General features: G+C 72.7%; 17 protein-coding genes. 14 read left to right on the forward strand and 3 right to left on the reverse strand.

Features of this window, described 5'->3' with window-relative positions; translation table 11 throughout:
* Positions 1-250: 250 nt before the first annotated feature.
* Together mshD and ACMCNN_RS01540 are read right to left on the reverse strand one after the other, a co-directional pair.
* Positions 251-1,183: a mycothiol synthase gene (mshD, locus tag ACMCNN_RS01535; RefSeq protein WP_412744380.1), complete on the reverse strand. Its 933-nt coding sequence runs from the start codon at positions 1,181-1,183 to the stop codon at positions 251-253.
* Between the two features lie 9 nt (positions 1,184-1,192).
* On the reverse strand, positions 1,193-1,915 hold the full coding sequence (locus tag ACMCNN_RS01540; protein WP_412744381.1) for a winged-helix domain-containing protein: 723 nt from the start codon (positions 1,913-1,915) through the stop codon (positions 1,193-1,195).
* A gap of 319 nt (positions 1,916-2,234) precedes the next feature.
* Here ACMCNN_RS01540 and ACMCNN_RS01545 point away from each other — a divergent pair, with 319 nt between their 5' ends.
* The 6 genes from ACMCNN_RS01545 (at position 2,235) to ACMCNN_RS01570 (ending at position 6,594) form a co-directional block, all read left to right on the forward strand.
* Positions 2,235-3,281: a hypothetical protein gene (locus tag ACMCNN_RS01545; protein ID WP_412744382.1), complete on the forward strand. Its 1,047-nt coding sequence runs from the start codon at positions 2,235-2,237 to the stop codon at positions 3,279-3,281.
* A gap of 103 nt (positions 3,282-3,384) precedes the next feature.
* Positions 3,385-4,170, forward strand: coding sequence for a DUF2993 domain-containing protein (locus ACMCNN_RS01550; protein ID WP_412744383.1), 786 nt, complete (start codon positions 3,385-3,387; stop codon positions 4,168-4,170).
* 78 nt (positions 4,171-4,248) lie between these two features.
* Positions 4,249-4,326 (forward strand): Ms5788A family Cys-rich leader peptide, encoded by a 78-nt coding sequence (locus ACMCNN_RS01555; RefSeq protein WP_341273990.1) that lies wholly within the window; start codon positions 4,249-4,251, stop codon positions 4,324-4,326.
* 152 nt (positions 4,327-4,478) lie between these two features.
* The gene (locus ACMCNN_RS01560) at positions 4,479-5,327 is read left to right on the forward strand and encodes a sulfurtransferase (RefSeq protein ID WP_412744384.1); all 849 of its coding nucleotides are present in this window, start codon (positions 4,479-4,481) and stop codon (positions 5,325-5,327) included.
* 2 nt (positions 5,328-5,329) lie between these two features.
* On the forward strand, positions 5,330-5,659 hold the full coding sequence (locus tag ACMCNN_RS01565; RefSeq protein ID WP_412744385.1) for a DUF1416 domain-containing protein: 330 nt from the start codon (positions 5,330-5,332) through the stop codon (positions 5,657-5,659).
* Positions 5,660-5,745: 86 nt separating this feature from the next.
* Positions 5,746-6,594: a hypothetical protein gene (locus tag ACMCNN_RS01570; RefSeq protein ID WP_412744386.1), complete on the forward strand. Its 849-nt coding sequence runs from the start codon at positions 5,746-5,748 to the stop codon at positions 6,592-6,594.
* Between the two features lie 17 nt (positions 6,595-6,611).
* Here the strand turns inward: ACMCNN_RS01570 and ACMCNN_RS01575 are convergent, their stop codons facing one another.
* Positions 6,612-6,974 carry a DsrE family protein gene (locus ACMCNN_RS01575; protein ID WP_412744387.1) on the reverse strand — a complete coding sequence of 121 codons (363 nt, stop codon included), beginning with the start codon at positions 6,972-6,974 and terminating at the stop codon, positions 6,612-6,614.
* Positions 6,975-7,020: 46 nt separating this feature from the next.
* On the opposite strand from ACMCNN_RS01575, the gene mtfM reads away from it, so the two are divergent.
* From mtfM to ACMCNN_RS01615, 8 genes are all read left to right on the forward strand, one after another.
* The gene (gene mtfM, locus ACMCNN_RS01580; protein WP_278044974.1) at positions 7,021-7,125 is read left to right on the forward strand and encodes a small membrane protein MtfM; all 105 of its coding nucleotides are present in this window, start codon (positions 7,021-7,023) and stop codon (positions 7,123-7,125) included.
* Positions 7,122-7,730: an FABP family protein gene (locus ACMCNN_RS01585; protein WP_412744388.1), complete on the forward strand. Its 609-nt coding sequence runs from the start codon at positions 7,122-7,124 to the stop codon at positions 7,728-7,730. Before mtfM ends, ACMCNN_RS01585 begins: the two co-directional genes overlap by 4 nt.
* Before the next feature lie 34 nt (positions 7,731-7,764).
* A complete protein-coding gene (locus ACMCNN_RS01590; RefSeq protein ID WP_412744389.1) occupies positions 7,765-8,208 on the forward strand; it encodes a Fur family transcriptional regulator in 444 nt (147 codons plus the stop codon).
* On the forward strand, positions 8,205-9,254 hold the full coding sequence (locus tag ACMCNN_RS01595) for a YgfZ/GcvT domain-containing protein (RefSeq protein ID WP_412744390.1): 1,050 nt from the start codon (positions 8,205-8,207) through the stop codon (positions 9,252-9,254). The genes ACMCNN_RS01590 and ACMCNN_RS01595 overlap by 4 nt, the downstream gene beginning before the upstream one ends.
* A 60-nt stretch (positions 9,255-9,314) precedes the next feature.
* Complete coding sequence (locus ACMCNN_RS01600; protein WP_412744391.1) at positions 9,315-10,148, forward strand: 3-keto-5-aminohexanoate cleavage protein; 834 nt, start codon at positions 9,315-9,317, stop codon at positions 10,146-10,148.
* On the forward strand, positions 10,145-11,068 hold the full coding sequence (locus ACMCNN_RS01605; protein WP_412744392.1) for an asparaginase: 924 nt from the start codon (positions 10,145-10,147) through the stop codon (positions 11,066-11,068). The genes ACMCNN_RS01600 and ACMCNN_RS01605 overlap by 4 nt, the downstream gene beginning before the upstream one ends.
* A gap of 103 nt (positions 11,069-11,171) precedes the next feature.
* Positions 11,172-11,657 carry a helix-turn-helix domain-containing protein gene (locus ACMCNN_RS01610; RefSeq protein ID WP_412744393.1) on the forward strand — a complete coding sequence of 162 codons (486 nt, stop codon included), beginning with the start codon at positions 11,172-11,174 and terminating at the stop codon, positions 11,655-11,657.
* Positions 11,654-12,106 carry a hypothetical protein gene (locus tag ACMCNN_RS01615; protein WP_412744394.1) on the forward strand — a complete coding sequence of 151 codons (453 nt, stop codon included), beginning with the start codon at positions 11,654-11,656 and terminating at the stop codon, positions 12,104-12,106. Before ACMCNN_RS01610 ends, ACMCNN_RS01615 begins: the two co-directional genes overlap by 4 nt.
* Positions 12,107-12,159: the final 53 nt, after the last annotated feature.

The raw sequence follows: 12,159 nt of genomic DNA on the forward strand, positions 1-12,159 counted from the left end.
CAAGCCGGTCTCACCGGCCCACTCGAAAGCTAGGAGGACGAGATGACCTGTTCCCCGGTCGCAAGTGAACCTGCGGTGAACAGGTCGACCCTGCGAGGTAGCCGAAGACTGAGGGCGAGTTGTCCGTTACGTGAACCGAGGGGCTGGCGACCGAAATGTCGCATATTCGGACACCCCTGAGACGGCGCCGTGACATACGCTTGACCGTTCCGTTATGGCCAATCCGGCGACCCGGCCGGTCGCGAGGCGCTCAGACGATCTTCTGGTAACCGACGTCCGCCGCGAAGACCGTGAACCCCAGTCTGCGGTACAACGCCACCGCCGCCGAATTCGACTCGTCGACGTAGAGCATGGCGTGCTGCACCCCGCCCAGCGCCAGAAACTGCAGGCCAGCCACGCTGAGCGCGGCGCCGAGCCCGCGTTTGTGCGCGCCGGGGTCGACGCCGAGGACGTAAATTTCCCCCATCCGGGGGACGTCGCCGTGCGCCGGATGCACCTTCGTCCAGTGGAACCCCTGCAGGGCGTCCCCCACGTCGACGGCCAGCAGGAAGCCCTCCGGGTCGAACCACGGCTCGGCCATCCGCAGCCGCAGGTCCGCCTCCGTCCACCGGCCCTGCTCCGGGTGGTCGGCGAACGCCCGCGCGTTGAGCGCGAGCCACCCCGCGTCGTCGAAACCGGGCCGGAAATGGCGGACGGTCACCCCGGCGGGCAGTGGCAGGTCCGGCAGCGGCTCGGTCAGCGAACGGCGCATCTGCCACAGCACCCGGGCGCGCGCGAAACCCGCGCCCTCCGCGAAGGCGCGCGCCGCGGCTGAGTCACCGTGCGCCCACACGCTCAGCGTCGCGCCGGGAGCCACGGCGGCCGCGGCCGCGGCCAGCAGCGCGGTGCCGTGCCCCTCGCGGCGGTGCCGCGGATGCACGACCAGCTCACCGGTGGGCGCTCCGGCATCGGAGCGGTCCAGGTGGGCGTAACCGGCCAGGCCGTCCCCGGCATGGGACATGAGATGTACGCGCGCCGCGTCCTCACCCGCAGCGTCCGCGCTCGCGCGTACCGCCAGCACCGTGTCCTCGGACAGCGGGAACGTGCCGTCGGTTTCGGCCGCTGCGGCGGCGAGGGCGAGCACGGCGGTGCTCTGCTCGGCGGTGAGCCGGTCCACGCGGCGGACCGGCCGCACCGTCGACATGGTTCGCTCTCAGACCGGCAGCGAGACCGGCTCGTTGTCGGGCAACTGGCGGCCGGCCGGCGGCGCCACGAACTTGTAGCCGACCTGGCGCACCGTACCGATCATCGCTTCGTACTCGGGGCCGAGCTTGGCCCGCAGCCGCCGCACGTGCACGTCGACCGTGCGGGTGCCGCCGAAGTAGTCGTAGCCCCACACCTCGCGCAGCAGCTGGTCGCGGGTGAACACCCGACCGGGGTGCTGGGCCAGGAACTTCAGCAGCTCGAACTCCTTGTACGTGAGGTCGAGCGGGCGGCCCTTGAGCTTCGCGGCGTACGTGTCCGGGTCGATGTTGAGCTCGCCGGCCCGGATCGAGCCGCCGGTGCCCGCGGTGGCACTGGTCAGGCGCCCGACGCTGAGCCGCAGCCGGGCCTCGACCTCGGCGGGCCCCGCCGTGGCCAGGATGACGTCGTCGACGCCCCAGTCGGCGTTCAGCGCGATGAGCCCGGCCTCGGTGACCACCGCGATCAGCGGTACGCCCAGCCCGGTCGCGTGCAGCATGCGGCAGGTGGCCCGGGCCTCGGACAGTTCCGAGCGGGCGTCGACCAGGACGGCGTCGGGGCTCGGGCCGGACACCAGCGTGCGGACGTCCCGAGGGGCGGTGCGCACCGAGTGGGGGAGCAGGTCCAGCGCGGGCAGTACGGCAGACGCCTCACCAGCACGTGCCGTCACCAACAGAAGGATCTCCACACTCACCTCCGTCCTCGCGGCACGCGGCCGCATGGGTGACCCGGTTGCGTACTCAACGCGGCGCGGCCGCAGCGAGCTGTGCAGACCGGAGGATCGGGTTCCCGGCGTCACCGACGGGTGGGCTGGGCTCACCTTAACCGACGGACGGGCACGAAGTCCCTGGTCGCGTTGTCGAGTGATGTAGTGAACGCGGCGTGGCTGACCGAACGGACGAGTGGTAACGGCCCATTCGGGCGACGCGGGACACGGGCCCGTCCGGAAGGGCGGCCGCGGCGCCCCGGTCGCCGGATGACCCGGGTACACGTGGTCTGGCACCATCGCAGGCGTGTTCCCCACCAGGCCGCAGCGCGGCGACTTCACCCCGGTGCCGGCCGACGGCGACCGCGACCCGTGGGACGCGGATCTCTCGCGGGAGCTTCCCCGCGTCGCGCCGCGCCGGGTGCCGGGCGTGTTCGGCGCCGTGCCCGACCCCGAGCCGCCCGCCAGCATCGTGCCGGGGGCGCCCCCGCCCGACGACGACTCCGAGCCCGAAGAGGTCGTGTTCGTCGAGGTGCGGCGTCAGCTGTCGCTGGCTATCGGCGGGTTCGCCGCGCTGCTGGCCATCGGCCTCATCGTCGGCGCGCAGAGCACCGGGCCGGACGCCCGCCTGCCGTACGCCATCGTGATCTTCGGGGTGCAGCTGCTGTTCGTGCTGGCCTGGACGATGGCGATCCAGCCGCCCAAGCCCGCTGTCGTCGGCGTGGTCTGTGCTGTGGCCGCCGGGGTGGCGGACTACGTGGCGATCACCTCGGGAGACCCCGGACTGGCCCCGCTCGCGTACGCGGCGGCGGGCGGCTTCGTCGCCGCCGTGCTCGGGCAGCTGCTCGGCCGGGCCGGCTGGCAGCGGGTCAAGGACAACCTCGGCACCACCCTGATGATCGTGGCGGGCGTGGTCGCGTACGCGTGCCTGCTCGTGCTGACCCGCAAGCCGATCGGCGCACAGACCGTGCTGGTCTGCCTGACCGCGGCCGGCGTGGCGCTGGTCGTGGCCCGGGTGACCGACGCCGGGTACGCGAAGCCCCGGCTGGCCCCGCAGGTGCCGCGCGGTGCGGCCGGCATCGTGCTCGGCGCGATGCTCGGCACCCTGGCGGCCGCGGGCCTGGGCAGCGTGCTCGTGCTGCCGTTCGATCCGGCGAAGGGTGCCGTGCTCGGCCTGGTCACGGCCGCCTTCGCGGTGCTGGTCGACCTGGCCGTCAACTACGCCGAGGCCGGGCGCAGCATGGCCGGTGAGCTGCCGACGTTCTGGCTGGCCCGGCACATGCAGGGCCCGCTCGGTGCGTTCGCGGTGGCCGGGCCCGCGGCCTACGCCCTGGCGACTTTCTTCCTGTCCTGACCTTGGCCGGATATTCGCTGCATTCGCTGGAGCACACCCACTCGGTGGCCCGGGGCGGGTACGGTCCTGGGGGTCCGCGCCCACGGTCGATCGAGGAGGAGACGTGGCCGAGGTGTACGACCCGCCCCGCGCTCGCAAGCGCCGGCTCCGGCCCGTGCTCGTGACCCTGGTCGTCCTCGTCGTGCTGCTCGGCATCGGGCTGGTGGTGGCCGACCGCGCCGCGGCGGCGTTCGCGGAACGGGTCATCGCGGAACGCATCTCCGGGCAGATCGCCAGCAAGGGTGCCCGTTCCGATCATCCGGACGTCACGGTCATGGGCGTGCCGTTCCTGACCCAGGTCACCTCGGGCCGGTACGAAGAGACCAGGATCGTGCTGCGCAACTTCGAGGGTCCCGCGGGCGGCGGCAAGTCGGTGCGCGTGCCGGAGCTCGAAGTGCGCGCGACGGACGTGCGCGCCCCGCTCGACACCGTGCGCAGCGGGCGCGGTGACATCCTGGCGGGAACGGTCACCGGCACCGGGACGGTCGACTACGCCCAGCTCGCCGCGCTCATCGGCCAGCCGGGGCTCACCCTCAGCGAAAAGGACGGCAAGCTGGTCGGCACCGCACCGGTGCAACTGCTCGGCCAGACCGTCCAGGTCACCGGCACGGCGAGCCTGGAGGTGGTCGACGGGGTCGTGCGGGTGCGCTTCTCCGACGTATCCGCTGCGGGGCTGCCCGACCTGCCGCTGGTCCGCTCCTTCATCGACGCGTACGTGAAGGATCTCGCGGTCGACCTCAAGGTGCCGCCGCTGCCGCTCGGCCTGGTCGTGGAGAAGGTGGAGCCGCAGCCGGACGGCCTGCAGTTCACCGCCAGCGCGCACGACGTTGCGCTCACCGGGGGCGTGTGAGGCTGTGACCGCCACCTCCGTCCCGGATGCTGGTCGACGGTGTTCCGGCGTGTGGACCTGCTGGTAGCGTCGGCTCCCATGAGCCTGTTGCTCACGAAACGGCGCGCGATCGACCTGTGTCGCGTGGCCGCGTGCCTGTGTCGCCCCGTCGCCTGACGGGGCCGCTCATGCTGCGCAGGATCTAACGCCCGGCAGTGGCGCCGTCGCACCAACCACGTGATCCGTTGTTCCGAATGGGTCCCGCGCGGGTGCGGCCGAATTCCCCCGCGTGACGACTCACCCTTCCCACCCGACAAAGGGAGTAATCGATGAGTCGCGACACCGCGCTCGTCTCTGCCGACTGGGCCGAGAAGAACCTCGAAACCCCGGGAATCGTCTTCGTCGAGGTCGACGAGGACACCACCGCGTACGACGGTGGGCACATCCCCGGCGCCGTGAAGCTGGACTGGAAGAAGGACCTGCAGGACCCGGTCCGCCGGGACTTCGTCAACCAGGAGCAGTTCTCCGCGCTGCTGTCCGCGCGCGGCATCGCCAACGACGACACCGTGATCCTGTACGGCGGCAACAACAACTGGTTCGCCGCGTACGCGTACTGGTACTTCAAGCTGTACGGCCACGGCGACGTGAAGCTGCTCGACGGCGGCCGCAAGAAGTGGGAGCTGGACGCCCGCCCGTACAGCAAGGACGCGCCGAGCCGCGCGGCCACGCAGTACCATGCCCAGGCGCCCGACCTGTCGATCCGCGCGTTCCGCGACGAGGTCGTGCAGGCCATCGGCGTGCAGAACCTGGTCGACGTGCGCAGCCCCGACGAGTACGCGGGCCGGCTGCTGGCCCCCGCCCACCTGCCGCAGGAGCAGTCCCAGCGCGCCGGCCACATCCCGACCGCGATCAGCGTGCCGTGGAGCAAGGCGGCCAACGAGGACGGCACGTTCAAGTCGGACGACGAGCTGGCCAAGCTGTACGCGGCCGCCGGCCTGGAGGACGGCAAGGACACCATCGCGTACTGCCGGATCGGCGAGCGGTCCTCGCACACCTGGTTCGTGCTCAAGGAGCTGCTCGGCCGGGCCAACGTGAAGAACTACGACGGCTCCTGGACCGAGTACGGATCCCTGATCGGCGTGCCGATCGCCCTCGGCGACGAGCCCGGAAAGGCGTGACCATGACTTCTCCCGCCAACACCGCAGCCGGGTGCGCCGCCCCGGACCAGTCCGCGCCGCTGCCCGCGAGCGTCGACCTGGAGAAGGAGACCGTCATCACCGGTGCCGTGCGCACCGCCGACGGTGAGGCCGTGGGCGGCGCGTACGTCCGGCTGCTCGACTCCTCCGGCGAGTTCACCGCCGAGGTGGTCACCTCGCCCGAGGGGGTGTTCCGGTTCTTCGCCGCGCCCGGCACGTGGACGCTGCGGGCGCTCTCCCGGGCGGGCAACGGCGACCTCACCGTCGACGCCGCCCGTGGCGTCAACGAGGTCGGCCTGACCGTCGCCAACTGACCCACGCTCTGTTGCCGCAGGGGCGGGACCCGGTTTCGGGTCCCGCCCCTGCACGCGTATGCGGCCTGCCATGCCACCATGACGGCGTGATTCCCCCGGCATATCCGCCCGCCCCACGGCCGCCGCGCCGCCCGTGGCTGCGGGTGGTCGTCGTGGCGTGGGCGGTGCTGCTGGCCGGGCTGGTCTTCTGGTCCGTCCGCCACGACCCGCCCACCGTTCCGGAGCAGCGTGACATCGCGGCGGCCCTGCCGTTCCTGGACGAGGCCACCGGCGCCGTGATGGCCGCGGCGGACGCCGACGGCCGCGCCGTCGTGCTGCACCCCACGGAGTTCTCGCGGGACTGCCGGATCACCCCGGTCCGCCCCGGCGTCGAGGCGATCCGCGAGGTCACCCTGCGGGTGAGGGCCGGTGGGGCCGGTCCGGCCCTCGACGCGGTCGCGCAGGCCCTGCCCGCCGGGTACCACGCCCGGGTCCGGCGCAGCCCGTCCGGCACCCGCCTGGAGCTGTACGCCGACGCCGGTGGTTTCGTGGCGATCGACGCGCGAACCCCGGCCGACGCCACCGTCGTCACCCTGCAGGTTTCCACCGGCTGCCGCCCGCCGGCCGCCGGAGTGAACACGACACCCACCAGCCCGGCGGCGTCCACGGTGCCCACGGTGTACCGGGCCGCCCTGCGCGCACTGGGCGCGGCCGGTGCCGTGGCGGGGACCGTGACGGAGGTGGTCTGCCCGTCCGGCGGGACGGCGCGGACCGTGACCAGCGTGGCCGTCCCGGTGCCGCGCGATCTGGGCCGGGCGCTTCAGGCGCTGACCGCGGGGGCGGGCGTCGTGCAGGCCGAGCCGCGCGCGTGGGCGTGGCGGATCGGTGGCTTCTCCGTGGTGGCGACAGTGACCGACGACAAGGTCCAGGTCAGCGTCACGATCGGGTGCCGCTGACTCAGTACACGGCTGACTCAGTACACGAGGGCCCGGGCGCCCTCGCCCATGATCTCCTCGACGAAGACGGCGGCGCCCGCGATCCGTACGCCGGGCAGGACGTCCTCCGGCGTGATGCCGCGCCGGGCGGCGCACTGGGTGCAGGCGGTGACCCGGCCGTTGTCCAGCAGCAGCCCCAGGAGGTCGGGCAGGGGAGCGGCATGCGGCAGCTCGAACTGCTCCGCCCGCCCCGGCAGGGCGAACCAGGTGGACTCGCCTGTGAGCCAGAACGAGACGTCCACCCCCGCGGCCACGGCGGTGCTGGCCACGGTGAACGCCTGGGAGCAGCGTTCCGGGGCGTCGGCGCCGGCGGTTGCCTTGACCACGAGCAGGCGAGTCATGGCCGTCAGCCTAGGCGCGTCCGCTGTTGACTACGATGACCGGGTCATGGTTACCGAGATCGGATTCGTGAGCCTGCTGGTCGCCGGGTTCGGCGCGCTGGCGGGCGGCCTGGGCTACCTGGCCGTGCGGATGGCAAGGGGACGCTGGTGAGCGAGGAGAAGGCCGCCGAGAACCCACTGGGGCCGCCGCCCTGGCTGAACGCGCCGCCGGTGGACGCGTACCCGTACGAGGACACCCACGACCTGCGCTCCGGGCCCGATCTGCACCCGGCGCTGCTGGGCCTGCTGCCGTTCATCGGGCTGTGGCGCGGCCGCGGCCAGGGTGGCTATCCCGGCGTCGAGGACTTCAACTTCGCGCAGGAGGTCCGCATCAGCCACGACGGGCGGCCGTTCCTGCACTACGAGTCGCGGGCGTGGATTCTCGACGACGAGTCGCAGGCGGTCCGGATGGCCAACCGCGAGGTCGGCTGGTGGCGGCCGGTGACCGACGCCGAGGGGCGGGCCACCGACGACATGGAAGCCACCCTGTGCACCCCCACCGGGATCATGGAGCTGTACCTCGGCAAGGTGACCGGCACCCGGCTGGAGATGGAGGCGGACGCGATCGTCCGCTCGCCCACCGCCAAGGAGGTCACGGCGGGCCACCGGCTGTTCGGCATCGTCGAGGGCGCCCTGCTGTACGCGCAGGAGGTCGCGGCCGAGGGCCACGGTCTGGAGCCGCACATGTCCGCCCGGCTGCTGCGCATCGGCGGCTGACCACCCCCGACCGCCGCGGGCGGGGCGCATAGGCATGTCGAACTATGCTCATACCGTGACCGCCCCATCGCTTGCCGACAAGCTCCGGGAACGCGGCCTGCGGCTCACCCCGCAACGCCAGCTGATCCTGGAAGCGGTGTACGAACTGGGCCACGCCACCCCGGAGCAGGTGCACCAGGCCGTACGGGAAAGGGCAGCCGGGGTCAACATCACCACGGTGTACCGCACCCTCGAACTGCTCGAGGAGCTGGGCCTGGTCAGCCATACCCACCTGTCGCACGGCTCGCCCACCTACCACCGCGCCGGCGAGGATCAGCACGTGCACCTGGTCTGCCGCCGCTGCGGGTCGATCGGCGAGGCGGACCCGTCCGTGCTGGCGCCGGTGACCCGGCAGCTGCATGCCGAGCGCGGGTTCCGGGTCGACGTCGGGCACGTGTCGCTGTTCGGCGTCTGCGGTGACTGCAAGGAGCTCACATGATCATGGTCGAGGACCTGACCCCCGACTCCCTCGACGCGGGCGTGGCCGCACACTACGGCGACCCGATGCGCGAGCAGCGCCTGCTCGACACGGCGGTCGGCCTGGTCGACCGGTCGCACCGCGAGATCGTCGCGGTGCCCGGCGAGGAACGCGCGAGCTGGCTGCACACCCTGACCACTCAGCACCTGAGCGACCTGCGCGCCGGGCAGGGCACCGAGTTGCTCGTCCTCTCCCCGCACGGCCACGTCGAGCAGCATGCCCTGGTCACCGAGGACGGCACGACGGCCTGGCTGGACACCGAGCCGGGCAGCGGTGCCGGTCTGCTCAAGTACCTGGAGATGATGCGGTTCTTCACGAAGGTGGAGCCGCGCGACGCCACCGCCGAGCTGGCGGTGCTGTCGCTGGTCGGGCCGGACGCCGCCGACGCCGCCGCCCGGCTGGGCCTGACCGGCCTGGCCGAGCCGCGGATCGCCCCGGTGCCGGACGCCAAGTTCGCCAAGGGCGCCGTGCCGGTCGGGCCGACGGCCGAGTACGACGTCCGCGAATTCGCGCACGGCCTGGCCCGCCGGGTCCCGCTCGGCGTCGACCTGCTGGTCCGCCGCCCCGAGGTCGAGGCGGTGCGCGCGGCGCTGGACGTGCCGCAGGCCGGGCTGTGGGCGTACGAGGCGGTGCGGGTCGCGCACCGGATCCCGCGGCTGGGCTGGGAGACCGACCACCGCACGATCCCCGCCGAGGCCGGGTTCCTCGCGGCCGCCGTACATCTGGACAAGGGTTGTTACCGGGGGCAGGAGACGGTGGCCCGGGTGCACAACCTTGGGCGGCCGCCCCGCCGCCTGGTGCTGCTGCACCTGGACGGCGTGGCCACGGATCACCCGCCCGCGCAGGGCACCCCGGTCACGCTGGACGGGCGCGCTGTCGGTTTCGTGGGCACCGCCGTGCGCCACCACGAACTGGGCATGATCGCCCTCGCGGTGCTGAAGCGGAACGTGGGAGACGACGCCCGGCTCCAGGTCGCCGAGTCCGCGGCGGCCGTCGACCCGGCCTGATCATCTCTTGAGCTGCGGTCCCCGCGACCCCGGCCCGTCCCACGTGGCAGGATCGCGGGCATGACCGGGACCCTCATCACCGTCGCGCCCACCGGCGCGGAAAGCAGCAAGGCGGCCGTACCCGCGCTGCCCGTGACCCTCGACGAACTCGTGGCCACCGCCAAGGAGTGCGAGGCGCTCGGCGCCGCCATCATCCACGTGCACATCCGCGACGACGACGCGAAGCCCACCCTCGATCAGGGGCGGCTGCGCGCGACTGTGGCGGGGCTGCGCGAGTCCACCGGCCTGATCGTGCAGCTCTCCTCGGGCGGTTCCGTGGTGGACCCGGAGGCGGACCGGCTGGCCGTGCTCGACGCGGGCCCGGAGATGGCGTCCTGCACGATGGGCACTGTCAACTTCGGCGACGACGTCTTCATGAACCGCTGGGAGTTCGTCGTCGAGCTGCACACCCGGATGCAGGAACGCGGCATCGTCCCCGAGTACGAGATCTTCGACCTGGGCCAGCTCACCACGCTGCAGCGCCTGCTCAGCTCGTACGGGCTGCCGTTCGGCGGGCACGTGCACGTCGACCTGGTGATGGGGGTGCCCGGCGGGATGCCCGGCACCGCGGAGGCGCTGGTGGCCTGCCGCCAGGCGCTGCGTGACCTGCCCGAGGGCACCACGTTCTCGGCCACCGGCATCGGACGCAGCACGATCCCCGTCATGCTGGCCTCGCTGTCGGCGGGCGGCCACCTGCGGGTCGGCATGGAGGACACCGTCACGTACGCGAAGGGCCAGCCGGTCGAGTCGAACATGCAGCTCGTGGCGCGCGCTGTCGGTTTCGCGCAGCTCGCCCAGCGGCCCCCGCTGAGCCCGTCGGAGGCGCGGGAGCTGCTCGGCATCCCCGCCCGATGATCCTCGCGGAGGTCGTACGGTCCGGTTTCGTCGAGAGCGTGCACCACGGCTCGGTCGTGGTGCTGGACTCGGCGGGCGCGGTGAAGGACAGCGCCGGGGACGTCAGCTCGCCGATCTTCCCCCGCTCGTCGAACAAGCCGTTGCAGACCGTCGGCATGCTGCGCGCCGGGCTGCGCCCGCGGGAGTCCGCCGACCTGGCGCTGATGAGCGGCAGTCATCTCGGCGAGCCGTTCCACGCGCAGCGGGCGCGGGAGATCCTCGCCGCGGCGGGGCTGGGCCCGGAGGCGCTGGGATGCCCGCCCGCGTTGCCGGCGTCGGAGGACGATCGCGACGCGGTGGTACGGGCGGGCGGCGGACCGCAGCGGATCCTGATGAACTGCTCCGGCAAGCACGCCGGCATGCTGGCTACCTGCGTGGCCAACGGCTGGACGGTGGAGTCGTACCGGGATGCCGGGCATCCGTTGCAGGCCGCGCTGGCGCAGACGGTGACGGAGCTGGTCGGTGAGCCGATCGCGGCGACCGGGGTGGACGGCTGCGGGGCGCCGGTGTTCGCGTTCTCGCTGACCGCGCTGGCGCGGTCGTTCCTGCGGCTGGTGGACGCCGAGCCGGGCAGCGCCGAGCGCCGGGTGGCGGACGCGATGCGGGCCCACCCCGAGCTGGTGCACGGTACGGGCGGGGACGACACCGTACTGATGTCCGGGTTGCCGGGGTTGCTGGCCAAGGGCGGCGCCGAAGGGGTGCAGGCGGTGGCCGTGCCGGGGGTGGGCGCCGTGGCATTCAAGATCTCCGACGGGGCGGCGCGAGCCCGCATGCCGGTTCTGCATGCGGCCCTGCGCCGCCTGGGAGTGGACGGCCCGGTGCCGGAGGTGGCCGTACTGGGCGGCGGGGAACCGGTCGGCGAGGTCCGCGCCGCCTGGTGATGTTGTCCGTTCGTGAGGCGGCCGTCACTGGGTGAGGTGATTCACGCTAACTCCTGCAAGCGTTTTGCTTGCAGGAGTTAGCGGTCGGCGATAGCGTCGAGGCATGCCCACGCCCAAGGACCTGCCGCAGGACATCGGCGGATTCATCCGCGACCTGCGTCAATCCGCCAAGATCTCGCTCCGGCAGCTTGCGGAGCGGGCCGGGGTGAGCAACCCGTACCTCAGCCAGATCGAGCGTGGCCTGCGTAAACCCAGTGCCGAGGTGCTCCAGCAGCTCGCCAGCGCGCTGCGGGTCTCCACCCCGGCGATGTACCTGCGCGCCGGCCTGCTCGACAGCGAGGGGCAGCAGGGCGTGCTGGCCGCGATCGCGGTCGACCCCGAGCTGACCATCGCGCAGAAGCAGTCGCTGTCCCAGATCTACGAGACGTTCCGCAACGAGAACGCCCGGCACGCACCGCCCAAGACCGCGGAGGCACACGTCGAGCAGGAGGGCGGCGACCTGGCCGCCGTCCTGGAGGACGTGGCGGTCGTAGAAGACGGTGCCGCGCCCCCGCCCAGGACCACCACCAAGTCGGAGGAGACGACATGACCGAGCAGACCAAGACCAAGATCCCCGCCCCGCTGTACGCCGCCGCCGGCGCCGGTGACCTCGCCGTCGAGCAGCTGCGCAAGCTGCCCGCCGCGCTCAGCGAGCTCAGCGACCGCGCCGTCGCGACCCTGAAGCCCGCGATCGCCAACGCCAACACCAAGGCCGGCACGCTGCGCGAGAAGGCCGCCACGACCGACTACACCAAGCTGCGCGACACCGCCGCCAGCAACGCTGTCGCGTTCGCGCAGCTGGCCTCGGAGCGTGCGGTCAGCGCGTACACCGCGCTGGTCGCCCGTGGCGAGCGCGTGGTGGGCTCCGGCGTCGTCGAGGCCGCGGACGTGGTCAACGCCGACATCGAGGCCACCGAGGCCCCGAAGGCCGTCGAGGCCGCCGCCCAGGCCGAGCCGAAGCCGCGCGCCGTGAAGCGGACCCGTCCGGCCGCCAAGTGATCGAACACGCCACCGCGTGAACTGCGGGCCCCGGCTTCGGCCGGGGCCCGCGG

The organism is Krasilnikovia sp. MM14-A1004 (assembly GCF_047159485.1).
In the GTDB taxonomy this organism is placed as follows: domain Bacteria; phylum Actinomycetota; class Actinomycetes; order Mycobacteriales; family Micromonosporaceae; genus Actinoplanes.